We start from the raw sequence: 17516 nt of genomic DNA, 5'->3' as shown, positions 1-17516 counted from the left end.
GTATCAGTTCGAGAACTATCTCTCAACCAGTGGGGATGCGCGATGCACGCGATACGCCTGCGTCGAGCAGAAGCGCGTAGGCGCCTTTGTTCGACTGCATCGAAAAGGCGAGCGAAATGAGCAGGTCGAGCATTTTTTCCCGGACAGCTTGTTGTATTGGTCTTTGGCTTTGCAGGGAAGATGTCCCAATGGGACAGTTGCCCTGCAAGCCGCTGTGGTCCCGTGCTGATGGTGCGCCATCGACGGAGCCAATATCTATCGACAATATTACCTATCTGCTCGTGCGCTGCTAAATTTTTAGATGCTGCGTCGGCCAAAGCTATTCGCTAGATATGTCTTTAACCTCTTCTTCAATCTGAGAGTTTCTTCGACATATAAAGCCATAATTGGATGGAGCTCTTTTTATGGCGGGCTGCTGCGGGAGCGCAGAGCTCTCCGTAGCAGACGCAAATAGCGGAAAGGTTGTCCAACCGTGCACTTTGCTCTGACGGTTCCGACATCAGGTTTACAGCTCATAGTGCATTAACGTGCCGAAAGTGAGTATCTTTTAATCATGCATCGAGATTTCCGATAACCCAAGAGTGGGGGGCTGACACCGTGCAGCTTTCTTACGGTGTTCACGTTCACACTTGGCTCGTCGTGTCGTCACTCTGTCGGGAGAAATCGTTGGCAGGGCCCGGCAGGTACCTTAATTTCATCGGCTGTTAGGCGTGCGGCATGCGCTATCTGCGGCAACAACTCCATGAGTTCCTGCATCGCCACGTGCCGCTCGGCATGCCGGCGATGCCGGTATAAAGTTCTGGCGCCCGGTCTATGAGTAGCTGCAGACGTGCGGAGGACGGCCGGAGACCGCTGGTAATCTTCCACAGGTCAGAAATCACTACGCACCTCATGTAGCCGTTTTGAACACGACATATCCGGTATTATCGAAGTATCATCTGGATGAGCATCTATGTCTAACAGCAATGTTTCTGCAGCCAGCCAAATTGACGTCGCCGTTATTGGCGGTGGTCAGTCCGCCTTGGCGGTTGCCTATTTCCTGCGCCGCGCCGGTGTCGGCTATGTCGTACTTGACAACCAGCGAGCCGCGGGTGGGGCTTGGCGGCATGCATGGGATTCACTCCACCTTTTTTCCCCAGCGAAGTGGAGTTCGCTACCGGGATGGCTGATGCCGGTGACCTCGGAGCAATACCCGTCGCGTGAGCATGTCGTTCGCTATCTCACTGAGTATGAGAGGCGCTATGAGATTCCGGTGCATCGCCCAGTGCAGGTAAAGGCGGTGTCTCATCGCAGAGATGGGCTCCTTGTATCGACGGACCAAGGTGTATGGCTTGCAAAAGCAGTTGTCAGTGCCACTGGCACATGGAGCGGCCCTTATATTCCAGATTATCCGGGGCGACGGGACTTCGACGGTGAGCAGGTGCACTCGGCCCATTACAAGAACCCGGATGCGTTCCGCGGCAAACGGGTGCTGGTCGTCGGAGGTGGCAACTCCGGCGCACAGATACTCGCCGAACTGTCGCAGGTTTGTAATGTGACCTGGGTTACGTTGGAAGAGCCGACGTTTCTGCCAGACGATGTCGACGGGCGCGTGCTGTTTGAGCGCGCAACACAACGTTGGAAGGCGCATTTGGAAGGCCGCCCGGACCCGGCGCCTACCGGTGGCCTCGGCGATGTCGTTATGGTGCCTCCAGTTCGCGAGGCACGAGAGCGTGGTGTCCTGAAGTCGGTTCGCCCTTTCGCCCACTTCGTCAATGATGGCGTCGTCTGGGCGGACGGGACTCGCTTGCACGTCGACGCAGTTATATGGTGCACCGGGTTCCGGCCGGCGCTTAAGCATTTGCGGGCCTTGAACGTGGTCAATGCCACGGGCAGGGTCGACGTATTAGACGGCCGCTCAGTTGTTGAGCGCAGATTGTGGCTTGTTGGCTATGGTGAATGGTGCGGATTCGCGTCAGCCACGCTCATTGGTGTGATGCGTAGCGCACGTTCCACCGCATCACAGATTAAAGACTATCTATCTTCCCTTGCGGAGCAAACGGCATGACTGTCACGATTTACCACAACCCCGATTGCGGAACGTCGCGCAACACCCTTGCGATGATTCGCAACGCCGGCATCGAACCGACCGTTATCGAGTATCTGAAAACGCCCCTATCTCGCGCAACGCTTGTGGACCTCATCGGGCGGTCGGGACTTGGCGTGCGTGATGTAATGCGCCAGAAGGGCACGCCGTATGCGGACTTGGGGCTGGATGACCCGCTGCTCAGCGACGACCAACTCATCGACGCTATGCTGGAGCACCCCATTCTCATCAACCGACCGCTTGTCGTGACCGACCACGGTGTGCGGCTGTGCCGCCCATCCGAAGTTATTCTCGACATCCTGCCCAAAGCCCGCTCGGTGCCATTCGTGAAAGAGGACGGTGAGGTTGTCGTCGACGAACATGGACATCGTGTGAAGTAGTTCGCCCATCCAGCGAAGTGCCTAATGGATGGACCGACTGAATAATCACCCTCGACTTCTGTGATGAATGGCGGCAGAGCGGCTGTCTGCCATCAACCGTCGATGAACGACATTTCGACTTTGGACCGGTTGTCTGTGGCGCTGATTTCACCACGTTGCTCTGAATAGCGGTCGGCCCTCCGCGTCCATAGGTTAGCAACCCGTTGACGCAACCCTTCATCGGTGTGGCTGTTTCGCATTGGCGTGCGTATGTCCAGGCCGCGAGAGGCGAACAGACAGGTGAAGAGCCGACCGTCCGCAGACAACCGTAGCCGCGTGCAGTCGCTGCAGAACGGCTGCGAGACGCTCGAGATGGCGCCGATGTTTCCTTGACCATCGGCGTAGCGAAATCGAGCCGACGTGTCTGAGGGCTTGTCACGGCCAACCGGTACGAGAGGGAATGCTGCGTCAATGCTGCGAACAAGCTCGGACGACGGCACCACCGACGCCATGTTCCAGCCGTTGCTCGCCCCGACATCCATGAACTCGATGAAGCGGACTTCCACGCCAGTTCCCCGGAAGTGGCGTGCCATCGGCAGAATCTGCGTGTCGTTCAGGCCGCGCTTCACCACCATGTTGACCTTGACCGGAGCGGGGCCGACACGTTGTGCAGCGTCGATTCCTTCCAGCACAAATGCGGCAGGAAAGCCGACGCCATTCATCCGCTGAAACACAGCCTCGTCTATTGAGTCGAGACTGACTGTGATGCGCTTCAATCCGGCGTCTCGCAGCAGCTGCGCCTTGCGACTTAACAGAGAACCGTTGGTCGTCAGCGTCAACTCGACGTCCTCGCCACGAGGCGTCCGTAACGCGGCCAACCGCTCGACAAGGTATTCAAGGTCTTTTCGCAGGAGTGGTTCTCCACCCGTGAGACGAATCTTTTCGACACCGAGTCCGACAAACACGCGAGCGATTCGCTCAATTTCCTCGAAGCTAAGCAACTCACGCCGGGGCAGGAATGCGTAGTCCTTGCCGAAAACCTCCTTCGGCATGCAATAGACACAACGGAAATTGCAGCGGTCCGTGACTGATATACGCAAATCTCGCAACGGCCGCAGACGCGTGTCCCGAAGCGGTAGCGCAATTACCGCGGAGTCTGACGCAAGCAAATTGCGCTCAGTCGGGTCAGCGGCGCTGACTTCCACGAGCGGAATGACTCGCCCCAGCGTAAATTCCTTCATCGCAGCTCCACTCCCACGTGCGGATAGCCGCCGACTGGAGAAAGAGAGAGAATACAGCCGGCAATGTGCCGGCCGTCGTCACCTATGTATAACGGCGACTCTTGAAGCTGACTTTTTGCTTGTAATCCTCCATCGACCCGACGCGACGGATGTTCGCCCACGTGCCCTTGTAGTACGGAATGATGTTGCGGTCCGTCCATGTGGTCGTGACGTTGTCCTGGATGCCGTTGATGTGGCCGAACACCATGAAGGTCTGGTCATGCTTCAGTTCGGCCGCCGGATAGGCCATTGCGTACGTGGACCCAAAGTCGTTGAATACTTCGACGATATCGCCGGCGCCAATCCCGAGTCCTTGTGCATCGTCCGGGTTCATTTCGATATACGCCATCGGGTCGCGAGCACGGACGAATTCGTTGTACTGGTCGTGGTACACCGTCTGCCACACCTCGTTCGTGCGGCCGTTGTTAATCCAGAAGCGGTATTTCGACTTTTGGTCAGCGACCGTCTTCGGCAGACCCGGCCACGGCGAGGGCTTGAACTGGGCCTTGCCGTCTGGCGTGTCGAATTTGCCATCCATGTACATCATTTCGGTGCCGACCAGCTTGCCTCCTTCCCACGCCTTGGCCGGCAGTTGCACTCCGTTGTTAGCCATCACCTTGAGACGTTCATAGGTAACCAGGTTTCCGGTGTCGCCGCCCTGGCTATCTATCTTTTCCACTCCCGGTTGCCCGGCACGACGGAATCCATCGTTGAACGCGTCCTCTTCGGTCTTCCAGTCGAAACCATCAAAACGCGCGACCATCTTCGCGTTGCCATCTTTCTGATACATGGCGCGCAATGCGTTGGCGACGCGCGCCGCGATGAGACAGTCTGGCATCGCGCTTCCGGGCGGGTCCATGAACCGCTCGGACAGGCGCATGCGCCGCTCGCCGTTCATCGATGTAAGATTCATTTCGCCGGGGTGTGTCGCTGGCAGCATGAGGTGCGCAGCTTCCTGTAGCTTTGTCGGATAGATGTTGATGTTCGTCACGAACAAACCGCCTTTGCTGGTCGCGTCGTAAATCACGTCAACCAGTTGCTCTGTGCTCGCACCACGTGCACCCTGCATCGCATCTTTCACAATCTGCGAGCGACGCAAGACCACTTCGCGCAATCCCTGCGCGTTGTTGCTCGTCTGGAAGTTATTGCACGCCCACCACGTCATCATCCGCCCCTTGCCGTGGATGAGTTCCTGGTCGATGTATATCTTCGTGTTGCCGGGATACGGTGGCCTCGTGTATCCCTCCTGGTGTCCGCCCATCCGCACGCAACCCGTACCTCGCCGTCCGACATTGTGAGTGGCAATAGCGACGTCCAATAGCGACGACTGAATCAGATAATTGTCGTTGCCCCAGATGATGCCTTTTTCGTAGGTATGCATCGTTCTCGGAAGCTGCCCCGGTCCCTTCGGTTTATATGACCATTCAGCTGCGGTCTTGATTTTCTCAACCGGCACGCCTGTGATTTTGCTGCACTCGTCGAGTGACAGCTTGTTGGCCTGGACAGCCGCATCAAAGCCGTTCGTATGGGCGGCAATGAAATCTTTGTCAATCCATCCCTGCTGGACAACGTAGGTAAAAATCCCGTTGAACAATGCGATGTCAGCGCCCGGCTGAATGTCCAGATGCAAAACGTTATCCTTTCCGGCTACCTGCTCGGCGACCGCGACGGTCGCCGTGCGCCGCGGGTCCACGAACACAACTTTTGTCTTCGGGAACGCCTCGCCTGGGAAGCGTTGCTTTTTCTTGTCGAGCGTCCCGCCCTGCAGGTTTGGCACCCAGTGGTTGAGGAAGTAGTTCGTCTGTGTTTCGTACGAGTTTGCGCCAATGGACCAGATGACATCGGCCAGCTCGGCGTCCTCGTACGAATTGTTCAGTTCGCCAATACCCATCTCACGGGTGGCGTGGCACTCGGAGTTGTACGCCGGCCGGTTGTGGATGCGAACCATCGGCGTTTGCAGCGCCGTGAACATCAGCTTGCCGGACCCCCACGTATTTTCGAAGCCACCGCCTGCACCACCGTGGTCGAAGGCAGAAAAGACAATACCGCTTGGACCGTCCTTGTCGAGTACCTTCTTCATCAGGCCGGCGTAAAGCGCCATCGCCTGGTCCCAGGTCGTATCGACCCACTGGTCGCTTAGATAGATGCGCGGTTGTCTCAACCGTTCCTGGGTGATTCCGTCCGCCGCGTACATGTACATCGCCATCTTGCCGCCGCGTGTCGAACTCAAGCCACTGTTCACGACGCAGGTCTTGTCCGGAACAATCATGATGGTGTGGCGCGAGCCATCGCGGTCGGTGACCACGTTTTCCATGGCAGGCGTCATGATGAGCGAGAGTGGCGGCACCTGTTTGCGAAAATCAACACCGAGCGCATTCTGGTTCGGCGCGCGGCCACCTTCCTGGTCCTCCGGCCATTTGTACACGTGGTACCCGCATCCAACGATGCAGAAATGGCAGGTCATATTGGTTCGCTGGGCCGTGACCGGCGGTAGCGCAATGCGGTCCTTATCGGTGGGCATTTTCAGCTCCTCGAACTCAGAGAACGTTGGCCTGGCGGCCGTATATCAAACCTTCCACGCCGACTGCTGACACGGTGCCTGTCTTCTCGTCATACTGAAGCCGCACCCGAGGCAGATTTTCGGTGGCCTGCCCGACAATCATCTGTCCGGCCTTTTCTGCGTCGAACATGCTGAAGTGGCAGGGACACTTGAAGACCTTCGTCGTCGGCTCGTAGACGACGGGGCAGCCCATGTGCGTACACATGGTGCTATAGGCGACGATGTCACCATCGGGGCCGACGCCACCCGGAACGCGGCTCCCAAGCTTGAGAGCTGTGCAGGGCGATGCAGCATCCGGATAGGTGAACGTAACAGGGGCGTTGACGGTCATGCGTCCTACCTGTCCGACGGCCTTTTTCGGGTAAGGGAGCTTCGTCTTGCCGGTATCCACGGGGTTTGCGGCCGAGGCCACGGTGGGTACCAGAGCAGAAGCGGCGGTGGCGGCAATTGAGCCGCCGCCCAACTTCAGGAATGTGCGACGCCGGATTTTGAGTTCGGACATTGTCTCCTCCTCGCTTGAATCTTGCTCGTGTAATCGTTAGCATCGAGCAAACGGCAAGAGGTATGCCATGCGGTCCGACGTCCGCCGGAAGGCTTGCGCCAACACGATTTGAATTCAGCAGACCTGATGGACGCCATTACCGTCCGGTAACGGTTCGTGATGGGGAGTGAGCCGTCATGTCACCAATTCGTAACATCCGGCGGCGGCAGGTTCTACGCTTCGCGCTAGGCCTTCCACTGCTCTCGTCTTTCAAGCTTGCAACTGCCGGCGAAGGCCCGACGGTTGCGTTCGGCACGACTGCCGTGTTCCTCGATAACGAAATCAGCCTGCTCGACCGGTGGAGCCGCGAACTTGGTGAGGTATGCAACTCTGATGTGAGGTTTGTGCAGCGCAATAGCTATCGTGAGATTGATGACCTTCTCGCCGAGAATCGGCTTGATGTGGCGTGGGTCTGCGGGTTTCCATACGTCACCAACTCACAAACGATGCGGCTGATGGCGATACCAGACTATCAGGGTAAGCCGCTTTATCGTTCATATCTGATTGTCCCAAGAAGCGATACGCAGACCACCCATATCTCGCAGCTTCGAAACCGCGTGTTCGCATTCAGCGACCCGCAATCGAATTCCGGCTTTTTGGTCCCGACCACTGAGCTGATACGTGCGGGCATCCGGCCGACCCGCTTCTTCAAGAAGTCCTTCTTCACGTATGCGCACAGAAAAGTCGTTGACGCCGTGACGACCGGACTTGCGGATGCGGGTGAGATTGATGGGTATGTCTACGACACCATCGAGAAGCAGTACCCGGAACGCACCCGTGAGGTACGGGTGGCGTGGCGCTCTCCGCAGTACGGTTTTCCGCCGATTGTCGCGCGCCGCTCGCTTGACGACGAATCGTTTCTTCGTATCCAGTGCGCGTTGGTCGGTATGAAAGACCGCCCTGCAGCCCGGGAAGTGCTGCAGCGATTGAACCTCGATGGCTTCGTGCCGGACGACGACAAGGTGTTCGATGGCATACGCCGGCTGGTTGCCATCCTGAACTCTGGGCCAGTTTAGGACCGCGCAGATGCTGTCCCATCTCAGCTACCGTTACAAGATTCCACTCGCGCTCAGTGCAGTTATCCTGCTGACGGAGATACTCGTGACCTTCGCGCTCGTAAGCGTTGCGGTTTCCGATGCCAGAAATGACCTCGAAAGTAGCGCCCAGAATCTGTGCCGCGTCCTCACACTGTCGCTTCGCGACCCGATGGTCAAAGACGACCTGTGGCGTGCCTTCGAAGTGATTCGGACACCGGTGGCGGTCAGGGAGCCCACAAATCCGCTGAAGGAAATCGTTCTGTTCGACTCAAGGGCTCGGGTGTACGCCTCCACGTCTCCCCGCAAGGAACCTGTCCAGCGCCCGGTCGCCCAGCTTCCGGCACAGTTTGGTGCGGTCATCTCACATCTACGAGGTCCAGGCGACCCGTTCTTTTTCGACTTTCCGGGATTACTCGCTAGCCGCGACGTCACCGCCGGCATGCCGGTGAATTCGGACGATGGAAGCCGACTCGGCTATGTGGTTCTGCTCTATGACGCCAATACCTTTTACGGTCGTGTCCGCTCCACGCTGCTCAAGCTAGCTGTGGCTACTGTGCCCGCCTTGCTACTACTCATACCGCTAGGCTGGCTCTGGGGCGACCGCATGGCGAAACCGCTCTTGCGCCTCACGGCCGCCATGGGCCGCATTGGAAAGGAGCACCCTGAAGAAGTTGGCGCGGAAATCACAGTGCAAGGGAACGACGAAATAGGTCAGCTGGAGCGACAGTTCCGGGCCATGCTCGCCGAACTGGCGCAGAAACAGGAGTTGGAGAGAGAAGTCGTCGTCGCCGAAAGACTGGCGGCCGTCGGGCAAGTCGCAGCTGGCATCGCGCATGAAATCAACAACCCCTTGGGCGGCATGCTTAACGCTATAGACACACTCAATACGCATGGGGAACCCGACGCCCAAACCCGAAAGACCCTAGGTTTGCTCGAACGAGGTCTCGCGCAAATTCGTTCTACTGTCGGCGCATTGCTGTTTGAGGCGCGGCTGGACTCCCCGGCAATGAGTCTGTCGGACTGGCAGGACTTGAAGCTGTTGATAGCTCCGCAGATACAGGCTAAGCAGGCAGCGTTTCATTGGAACATTCAGTTGGACGAGGCGATAGCATTACCCGCACACCTGGTGCGCCAGCTTGTGCTCAATTTGCTGTTAAACGCGGTGAAGGCCGTGGAGGTTGGCGGGCGTGTTGACTGCCTTGTTGCGGCCAACGGGGTTGGGCTGCAGATAACGGTATCGAACACCGGTCAGCACATTTCGGGCGTGGCCATGGAGCACCTATTCGAGCCGTTCGGGTCGGTTGCCATGGCCGAGGGTCGGCGGTCGCACAGCCTCGGATTGTGGGTGAGCTATCAAATCGTTACGCAGCTCGGTGGCACAATTTCAGTGGATAGCGCACCGGGACGGACGTACTTTGCCGTGCTATTGCCGGTTACTTGTCCATGAATCAGGAGAGCATCATGTCGACCACGCTTATCTGTGTCGTCGAGGACGACCCCATCATGGGGGAGTCGTTGGCCGACCGCTTCCGTCTGGAAGGTTTTGACGTGGACTGGCATACCGACGGCGAATCCGCCCTGGATGCCTTGCAGAACCGACCGTATCAGGCCGTCATCAGCGACATCCGGCTACCCGGCATATCGGGTGACGAACTGTTCTCACGCTCGGTCGCCGCGCATACGTCATTGCCGCCATTCTTGTTCATCACCGCGTACGCTTCGGTCGACACGGCGGTGTCTCTTCTGAAGAGCGGCGCTGCCGACTACATCACGAAGCCATTCGACATCGGCGCACTGGTCGACAAGGTCAGGCTTCTCACAGGAACGGGCATACCTGACCAGGCCATGCCGGCGCAGAGCGAGTTAGGTGTATCCGAAGCGATGCGGCGCCTAGCCGAACTGGTGCCAAGGGTCGCGGGTCGAGCCAAATCGATTCTGATTACAGGCGAGTCAGGTGTCGGCAAGGAAGTGCTCGCACGGTTCGTTCATGAGCATGCGCCAGGCGACGCGCATCCGTTCGTCGCAGTCAACTGCGGCGCCGTTCCCGAGACGCTTCTCGAGTCTGAATTTTTTGGCCACGAACGCGGCGCATTCACCGGCGCAGAACGGCAAAAGAGAGGGTACTTTGAGCAGGCGGAGGGCGGTACACTCTTCTTGGATGAGATAGGTGATTTACCCTTGCCGATGCAGGTAAAGCTGCTGCGTGCCTTGCAGGAGCGTCGCATCACTCGGGTTGGAGGGGAAAGAGAACTCGAAACCAACTTCCTGCTTGTCTGTGCGACGAATCGGGACCTTGCGGAACTGGTCCGCATCGGGAGGTTTCGGGAAGACCTGTTCTATCGCATCAACATCCTGCAGCTACGTGTGCCGCCGCTTCGCGACCGGCCCGACGATGTCCTGTGGCTTGCTCACCGCCTCGTGCGAGATATCGCTGGCCGGCTCGGAGAATCGACGAAACTTTTTCACCCGTCGGCTGAGGCGCGACTCGCAACCTATGGCTGGCCCGGCAACGTGCGGGAACTGCAGAATCGTCTTGAGCGTGCGTGCATCGTGTGCTCCCGCAATATGCTCTTCTCATCCGACATTTTCGAGGAGGACGGGTCGCAGGCCACGGCAGCACCGGATATAGACACTCCACTCGATGGCTACATGGCCGCGTGCGAAAGCGCATTCATTCGCGCGGCGCTGCTGCAGCACCAGGGCCACATTTCGGAGACGGCCCACGCCCTTGGCATCTCCAGAAAGAGTCTTTGGGAGAAGATGCGCAAACATGCGATTGCAGCCGAACCGCTTCATTGAACCTCACTCGTCAGGCTTCAACTTGCAACCGGAGGCCCCTCATGGCGTGTCCCGATATGGACGAGCCGCTTGAGGCACGACTGGTCCGTTCAATCGTTGTATCGGTGCCAGCTACCGAGTCAGCCTGCTCGCGAGGAACCGTAGATGTTCAGCACACAAACGCCGGCAGCAATTGCCCACGCCACGTCAAGCACACGTTCGATTATGAGCAAAGCCACGTGACTTCTATCGTCGTGTGCCCAGTGCGTGGACACAGGAACGAAGAGGCAATGCCTACCAATACCTGTGTGTGGTTTTTCGAGCGCAAAAATTGCAAGACGGTTCTCAGGCCAAAAGCTGGCGCCTGCTGAGTGTACTGTTCATACGGCACCAGCAAGTGCCGGCCGATGCAGCAGTCTGGTTTCCGTCTACGCAGACGCGACGTTTAACTAAACGCGTAGTTGCCTGCCGCGCGCATTATTATCAGGAATTAGTCGGCCCCACGCCGCACCGGACATTGCGCCATGGCTGCAGCTTGCTGTTGAATCCAAAACGCTTAGCGTCTGCTCGTTCAGCGGAGTTGCAGCTATCTCAATCGCACAATCGCAGACACACTACTCTTCCATCCTGCGAATTCCCCAGCCAGGTCGAACCTCATGTCGCCGTGATAATTATTTCGAGTGCGCTCGTCTGGGCTTCGACAACCGTCTCCGTTCGCCGGCAACGCCGCGGTCGCATTTCTCTGCCAATGTTCGCCGTTCGGGAGGGCTAGTGCGCCTAGTCGCGGTAACGACGATGTCGGGACTTCGATGGGTGGAAATCTAATCGTTCGTCAACTCAGTCCGGTGAATCTGCACCCCTTCCCTTGAGCCATGTCAAATTAAGACGTTTCGCTTGCAATAGACTTCGTATTTGAATAGCGTGCATCAGCGGATGTCCTCGGCTTGTTATGACCAGACGAAGCCGTTAGCCAGCACGCCGCTGATTGTCCCGGCTATGGCTGTTACGGCTGCGTCACGACTGCGTTGACCAGCTACCAGACCGACGCTAGTCCACCTGACGATTCTGGAGATGGATATGCTTCAGTCTATTCGACGCGAGGTCCTGCTGACTATAGTTGCCCTGTCGGCATTCACGTGTCAGGAAACGACTTCAGTCATGGCCCAGGACACCAGTCCAGCAAGCGATGCCGAAGTCTTTGCGGGAACAAGCTCCACGCGCACAACTGCGACCATCGTGGGCATCCAACCTGCGACCAATAGCGTGATGCTACGGGGACCACACGGGAACATCGTAAAGGTCGAGGTGAATGAGGACGTCGGTGACGTAAAACAGCTAAGAATTGGCGACAGGGTCAATATCACCTACACGCGTGCCTTGTTGCTCCATGCCGATAAGGTTGATTCAAAGGGAATACGTGAACGCGTCGATACGGAAGTGACCATGCCGGCGTCGGGAGGGACTACGACGTCGGTTCATCGGGTGCAGGCAATAGTAACTGTGGAGAGCATTGACGCCACGAAGAGAGTCATTACGTTACGGGGACCTACCCGCACGGTGACCCTTGTTGCCTCGTCAGGCCTTCCGCTTGGCAATCTCAAGGTTGGCGATAGCATCAAGGCGGACTACCTGGAAGCGACTGCGGTTCATTTGACGCGGGACAGCGCTCCATTGCGATAGCCAGGCACGGTCCGCGCGCAGCCAGTTGCGATGCACATCTTTTGTGGGCGCAGCATGAAAAGGGCTGGTCGCTTCGGCGCCAAAGCCTACCCAGTCGCGAGAGATTTTGCTTGTCATGTGAGGCCGCTGACAGAGTGCAAGACTCGTCACCGGCATTGGTGCGACTTGCGGTGCGACCATCGGCTGACGGTCTGATGGTTGATATCGCGAAACGGTGCGGTCTCACCAGACCATTGTTATCCAGCCAACACCGGTCCTGCTCTCACAACGCGAGCGTATTTCACGACGTCAACCATTTGATGCCGGCGAGCAATTTGTTGACGTGGAGGCTGTCGCATAATCGGGGCGCAGACTAGTGACGCTCAGAGCGTCGTCATGACGCCGCTGTCGCGTTCGCCTCCTGTTCGTCTTAGGTGCTTTTCGATATATGCGCAGTCACTATCTATCGTTCACGTCTTCCTTCTGGAAAACTCCCTTTGACAGTAGTCATGTGTCTTGCGCCGCTCCGCTATCCCAGGCGGCGTCCTAACCTCCAGTCTTTGCGCCACATGCCGTGACGACCACGCAGGTCGAACGCAAAGCGGGGCATGGCGCGGGAGTGCTCGTCACAGAGCATCCAACGGAATCTTCAGATAGCGGATGCCGTTTTCCTCGGCGGGTGGAAATTCCCCGGCCCGTATGTTCGCCTGCACAGACGGAAGGATAAGAACAGGCATCGCAAGTTTTGCGTCGCGAGCTTCGCGCATACTGACGAACTGCTCTTCCGTTACGCCGTCGTGCACATGGATGTTATGCGTACGCTGAGCGAGCACCGTGGTTTCCCATTCGGGTTTCCGGCCCTCGGGTGGATAGTCGTGGCACATGAAAAGCCGGGTGTTGCCCGGCAGGTCCAGCAGCTTTCGAATCGACCCGAACAGCGTGTGCGCTTTGCCGCCGGGGAAGTCGCAACGCGCGGTGCCAACATCCGGCATGAAGAGCGTGTCACCCACGAAGACCACATCGCCAATCTGGTAGGCCGTGTCGGCGGGTGTATGGCCGGGAACATACAACGCTCTCGCCGTCAGGCTCCCAATCGAGAACGTCTCGTCTTCGCCAAACAGGTGGTCGAACTGGGAGCCGTCAAGGCGGAATTCAGGCTCGAGATTGAACAGCTTCTTGAAGACGCCCTGAACGGTGCGAATGTGCTCTCCAATCGCAATCCTGCCGCCAAGCTCGCCGCGCAAATAATGCGCCGCTGACAGGTGGTCCGCATGCGCGTGCGTTTCCAGAATCCACTGCACCCGCAGGCCGCGCTGGCGAACGAACTCGATGACCGTGTCGGCATTCGCCGTTGACGTGCGTCCTGCCTTGGGTTCGTAGTCAAGGACCGGGTCAATGACTGCACATTCCTGATGCCCGGACTGAGACACCACGTAAGTCACCGTGCCGGTGACCGGGTCGAAGAACGGCTGAACGATGGGCTGCATCCTGACCTCCTCAGATGTTATTCATTCTATTCACAAATAATCTACAATGCAATATAATGTTTGTGTGTAAATTATAGGATGGTGAGATGAGAAAGAAGTCCGTCCCAATCGACCTGTCGGTGATGCAGGCATCGGCAGAGAAAGCCTGTGCGCTGCTGAAGGTGCTGGCCAATCCCGACAGGTTGCTTCTGATGTGCCAGTTGTCGCAGGGCGAGTTATGTGTGAGCGACCTCGAGGAACAGTTGGGCATACGTCAGCCGACGCTTTCCCAACAGCTCGGCGTGCTTCGCGATAACGAACTCGTGGCGACGCGGCGGGAGGGAAAGAGCATCTTTTATTCCGTCGCGAGCAAGGAAGCGATTGCCGTCATGAACGTGCTGTACGACCAGTTTTGCGCTCAATGAAGGTGAGGAGAGGTCATGTCGATTGATATCGCGAGTTTCACACCCGGCCTGTCATTGACTGGCGGTCTGGTGATTGGCGCCGCAGCTGCTGTGCTTGTTTTATTCAACGGACGTATCGCTGGCATCAGCGGCATCCTCGGTGGCCTGCTGGGCACGCCTCAGAAAGATGCGGGGTGGCGTGTCGCTTTTCTCGTAGGGTTGATTGGGGCGCCTGTGCTGGCAAGCCTGCTCGGGAATCCGGTAGCGCCTGATATCCAGGCTGGGTGGGGCGAAATACTTGTCGCGGGCTTTCTGGTTGGCATCGGCACGCGTTACGCGAGCGGTTGCACAAGCGGTCATGGTGTCTGCGGCATCTCGCGGGGCTCCATCCGGTCACTTGTCGCAACGGCAACGTTTATGGCAAGCGGTTTTCTGACCGTGTTCGTGTCCAGACATCTGCTGGGAGGTTGAAATGGGTTTGCTCGCTGCTTTAATTTCCGGGCTTCTGTTTGGCGTCGGCCTGATGGTCTCCGGCATGGCCAATCCAGCAAAGGTGCTGGGATTTCTCGACCTGGCGGGACGATGGGACCCGTCACTTGCATTCGTGATGGCTGGGGCGATAGCCGTTGGCTCTATCGCGTTCCTGTTTGCGAAACGCCGCAAAAAATCCCTGCTGGGGCTGCCCATGCAGATTCCGGGCAGCACCAACGTAACGATGAGACTTGTACTGGGAAGTGCGGTGTTTGGCGTCGGCTGGGGTCTTGCGGGATTTTGTCCGGGCCCCGCGCTGGTCGCGATGGGCGCCGGTTTTCCGAAGGCATGGGGTTTTGTGGCCGCGATGCTCGGCGGCATGGCCGTGTTCGAGTTCCTCGAACGCGCCAGATTGAGCCGGCAGCAGGCCTGACCAGCTGCGGACGGGTTGGCGACCCGTGCGCGCAAATCCGGCCGTTTTTATAGGGCAGAGGAATGGACAGCTTGACTGCAGTCGCTATCTTACTGGGAGGTATTGTCGGCCTGATTCTGGCGCTGACGGGTGCTGGCGGCGCCATCGTGGCAGTGCCCTTGCTGCTCTTCGTGCTTCACCTGGATGTGGCGGAGGCTGCGCCGCTAGCCTTACTTGCGGTCGGCCTGTCGGCGGGAATGGGGGCAATAATCGGGTTGCGTGCAGGTATCGTCCGTTATCGGGCTGCGGGTTTTATTGCCTTAACCGGTATCCTTAGTTCGCCGGTCGGACTGTGGCTCGCACACCGGTTGCCGAACGGCCCCCTGGCTCTTCTGTTTGCGGGTGTGCTCGCCTTTGTGGCGATTCGCATGTTCATGCAGGCACGCGGGTCAGACGCAAAGGCATCAGCTGGCTCCCAGCACCTGCCCCCATGCCAGCTCGATGTCGACTCCGGCCGATTCCTCTGGACCGGCCCGTGCGCCCAGGCGCTGGCACTGTCCGGCATCGGAGCGGGATTTCTCTCGGGTCTGCTGGGCGTGGGTGGGGGCTTTGTCATAGTGCCTGCGCTAAGGCGCGCGACGAACGCACCGATGCATGCCATCGTAGCGACTTCGCTGACCATCATTACGCTTATATCGCTATCAGGCGTCGTGTCGACTGCGCTTGCGGGGCGAATGAACTGGCGCGTCGGTGTCCCGTTCGCGGCGGGGGCGCTATTTGGCATGCTTGGTGGTCGACTCATCGCCCGGCATCTGAGCGGACCCCGGTTGCAGCAGGGCTTCGCCGTGTTCGCGGGAATCATCGCGGTGGGCATGGTTGCGAAAGTCGTGCTTGCGGCGTAGGTCCCGGTCGACCTTTGGCACCAACGGCCAAGGGTCGCTACACCACGATGCCTGTGGCAACGGTCGGTAGCAGAACGGCTCGTCGGGCTCTTTTTGCAAGAGGTCACCGCATTATCAATGAAGGAGGTCGGCGTGAATTCCGGCAACACCCCGAATCGTGAGGGCGTAGCATGCCGTGTCCCGACCAGCCTGCATCGCAGGGCTCAGGCGGTTCCGCATGTCTGAACGCAATCGTCCCGTCGCATTCGGCATCCGCGTCAATTACTGGCAGGTCGTGCTGCAGCTTTTGCAGGTGCTGCTCGTAGGGATGACCGTTGGGATGACGCGCAACGTGGTGCCCGCACTGGCCGAGAGCGAGTTCGGCGTGCCACGCGGGTCGTTCATGCTGCTGGTGGCGTTTGTGGTTGCCTTTGGCGTCGTCAAGGGCGCGATGAATTTCGTGGCCGGGCGGCTCGCTGAGCGAATCGGCCGCAAGAAAGTCTTGCTCGCCGGCTGGCTGGTTGCATTCCCGATTGCGCCGCTTATCTACTTCGCCCAGTCCTGGAGTTGGGTCGTGGTTGCCACCATGCTGCTTGGCGTAAATCAGGGTTTGACGTGGTCGATGACCCAGACGGCGAAGCTTGATATCACGCGTCCTGACCAGCGCGGCCTCATTATCGGGTTGAATGAATTCTCCGGTTACATCGGGGTGGCAGTGGCGGGTGTGGTAACGGGATACGCAGCATCCGTCCTCGGCCCCCGCGGAGGATTGCTCTGGTTCGGCACGGCGGTAGTTCTCCTTGCGACTCTGCTCGCCTGGTTGGCAGTGGCCGAGACGCTGCCCTGGGCCCGCTTCCAGAGCAGTCAGGAAGCGATTGCGTATCCGGCAAAAGGGCACCCCCAGTCCCGTCAATTTGCAGCCGGCGAACAACCGACGGGCAGTGAAGTGTTTGCCCTGATGAGCTGGCGCGACCGTCGGATGGCAGCCCTCTGCCAGGCCGGATTGGTCGAGAAGTTTGTCGACGCGCTGGTGTGGGTGTTCTGGCCGGTTTACCTGCACCAGCGGGGGGTGAGCCTGCCCGGTATAGGCTGGATAGTGGGTGTCTACGGCTTCACATGGGGTGGCGCGCAGCTTTTCACGGGCAGATTGTCCGACCGGGTCGGTCGTCATCACCTCAACGTGTTGGGTATGTGGGTTTGCGGCGTCGGTGTGCTGCTGTTGCCCCTTGGCAGAGGTTCGACATGGTGGAGTTTCGCGGCGGCGGTAGCGGGTATTGGAATGGCGATGCTATACCCCAACCTGAGCGCCGCCGTTGCCGACCTGGCACAGCCAGCCTGGCGGGCTTCAGCCATCGGCATATACCGGTTCTGGCGTGACTTGGGGTATGGCGTCGGTGCGCTCGGTCTCGGCGCTGCTGCCGCTCTGGGCGGGAGTGTGGAGTACGCCTTCTGGTTTGTCGCTCTTGCGATGGGCATGTCCGGTCTCGTTCTCTACCACTGGGGGGAAGAAACCCATACACGTTTTAATCCGGCTCCCTGATTCGCCGGCGTGACGCGCAATTAAAGGCCATCCAAGCAACCG

Annotated in this window: 16 protein-coding genes; 12 read left to right on the top strand and 4 right to left on the bottom strand. The window is 58.5% G+C overall.

The window, feature by feature from the left end:
• Positions 1 to 952: 952 nt before the first annotated feature.
• Positions 953 to 2047: an ArsO family NAD(P)H-dependent flavin-containing monooxygenase gene (locus tag CJU94_RS00405; RefSeq protein WP_095417077.1), complete on the top strand. Its 1095-nt coding sequence runs from the start codon at positions 953 to 955 to the stop codon at positions 2045 to 2047.
• On the top strand, positions 2044 to 2466 hold the full coding sequence (gene arsC, locus CJU94_RS00400; protein WP_095417076.1) for an arsenate reductase (glutaredoxin): 423 nt from the start codon (positions 2044 to 2046) through the stop codon (positions 2464 to 2466). The genes CJU94_RS00405 and arsC overlap by 4 nt, the downstream gene beginning before the upstream one ends.
• A 92-nt stretch (positions 2467 to 2558) precedes the next feature.
• Here the strand turns inward: arsC and moaA are convergent, their stop codons facing one another.
• From moaA to CJU94_RS00385, 3 genes are all read right to left on the bottom strand, one after another.
• Positions 2559 to 3686: a GTP 3',8-cyclase MoaA gene (gene moaA / locus CJU94_RS00395; protein WP_095417075.1), complete on the bottom strand. Its 1128-nt coding sequence runs from the start codon at positions 3684 to 3686 to the stop codon at positions 2559 to 2561.
• An 82-nt stretch (positions 3687 to 3768) separates the two neighbouring features.
• A complete protein-coding gene (locus tag CJU94_RS00390) occupies positions 3769 to 6246 on the bottom strand; it encodes an arsenate reductase (azurin) large subunit (RefSeq protein ID WP_095417074.1) in 2478 nt (825 codons plus the stop codon).
• A 16-nt stretch (positions 6247 to 6262) separates the two neighbouring features.
• On the bottom strand, positions 6263 to 6787 hold the full coding sequence (locus tag CJU94_RS00385; RefSeq protein WP_095417073.1) for an arsenate reductase (azurin) small subunit: 525 nt from the start codon (positions 6785 to 6787) through the stop codon (positions 6263 to 6265).
• A 176-nt stretch (positions 6788 to 6963) separates the two neighbouring features.
• Between CJU94_RS00385 and CJU94_RS00380 the strand changes: the two genes are divergently transcribed.
• The 5 genes from CJU94_RS00380 (at position 6964) to CJU94_RS00365 (ending at position 12321) form a co-directional block, all read left to right on the top strand.
• Positions 6964 to 7842: a substrate-binding domain-containing protein gene (locus CJU94_RS00380; protein WP_095417072.1), complete on the top strand. Its 879-nt coding sequence runs from the start codon at positions 6964 to 6966 to the stop codon at positions 7840 to 7842.
• Between the two features lie 10 nt (positions 7843 to 7852).
• Positions 7853 to 9310, top strand: coding sequence for a sensor histidine kinase (locus CJU94_RS00375; RefSeq protein WP_095417071.1), 1458 nt, complete (start codon positions 7853 to 7855; stop codon positions 9308 to 9310).
• 14 nt (positions 9311 to 9324) lie between these two features.
• Positions 9325 to 10662 (top strand): sigma-54-dependent transcriptional regulator, encoded by a 1338-nt coding sequence (locus CJU94_RS00370; protein WP_095417070.1) that lies wholly within the window; start codon positions 9325 to 9327, stop codon positions 10660 to 10662.
• Between the two features lie 41 nt (positions 10663 to 10703).
• A complete protein-coding gene (locus CJU94_RS42480; protein ID WP_425272161.1) occupies positions 10704 to 11012 on the top strand; it encodes a GDCCVxC domain-containing (seleno)protein in 309 nt (102 codons plus the stop codon).
• Between the two features lie 787 nt (positions 11013 to 11799).
• Positions 11800 to 12321, top strand: coding sequence for a hypothetical protein (locus tag CJU94_RS00365; protein ID WP_244220891.1), 522 nt, complete (start codon positions 11800 to 11802; stop codon positions 12319 to 12321).
• 605 nt (positions 12322 to 12926) lie between these two features.
• On the opposite strand, the gene CJU94_RS00360 is transcribed toward CJU94_RS00365, so the two are convergent.
• Positions 12927 to 13787, bottom strand: coding sequence for an MBL fold metallo-hydrolase (locus CJU94_RS00360; RefSeq protein WP_095417069.1), 861 nt, complete (start codon positions 13785 to 13787; stop codon positions 12927 to 12929).
• An 86-nt stretch (positions 13788 to 13873) separates the two neighbouring features.
• Here CJU94_RS00360 and CJU94_RS00355 point away from each other — a divergent pair, with 86 nt between their 5' ends.
• The 5 genes from CJU94_RS00355 to CJU94_RS00335 all read left to right on the top strand — a co-directional run bounded on the left by CJU94_RS00355 (position 13874) and on the right by CJU94_RS00335 (position 17474).
• Complete coding sequence (locus CJU94_RS00355) at positions 13874 to 14191, top strand: ArsR/SmtB family transcription factor (RefSeq protein WP_095417068.1); 318 nt, start codon at positions 13874 to 13876, stop codon at positions 14189 to 14191.
• Between the two features lie 15 nt (positions 14192 to 14206).
• Entirely contained in the window at positions 14207 to 14641 is a 435-nt protein-coding gene (locus CJU94_RS00350; protein ID WP_095417067.1) for a YeeE/YedE family protein, read from the top strand.
• Position 14642: 1 nt separating this feature from the next.
• On the top strand, positions 14643 to 15074 hold the full coding sequence (locus tag CJU94_RS00345; protein ID WP_095417066.1) for a YeeE/YedE family protein: 432 nt from the start codon (positions 14643 to 14645) through the stop codon (positions 15072 to 15074).
• Between the two features lie 62 nt (positions 15075 to 15136).
• Positions 15137 to 15955: a sulfite exporter TauE/SafE family protein gene (locus CJU94_RS00340; protein ID WP_095417065.1), complete on the top strand. Its 819-nt coding sequence runs from the start codon at positions 15137 to 15139 to the stop codon at positions 15953 to 15955.
• 217 nt (positions 15956 to 16172) lie between these two features.
• Positions 16173 to 17474, top strand: a complete 1302-nt coding sequence (locus tag CJU94_RS00335; RefSeq protein WP_095417064.1) for an MFS transporter — start codon at positions 16173 to 16175, stop codon at positions 17472 to 17474.
• The last annotated feature ends 42 nt before the right edge of the window (positions 17475 to 17516 follow it).

The sequence above is a fragment of the Paraburkholderia aromaticivorans genome, from assembly GCF_002278075.1.
Lineage (GTDB): Bacteria > Pseudomonadota > Gammaproteobacteria > Burkholderiales > Burkholderiaceae > Paraburkholderia > Paraburkholderia aromaticivorans.
Note: the sequence above shows the minus strand (reverse complement) of the source record. Positions and strands in the feature narration are given on the sequence as shown.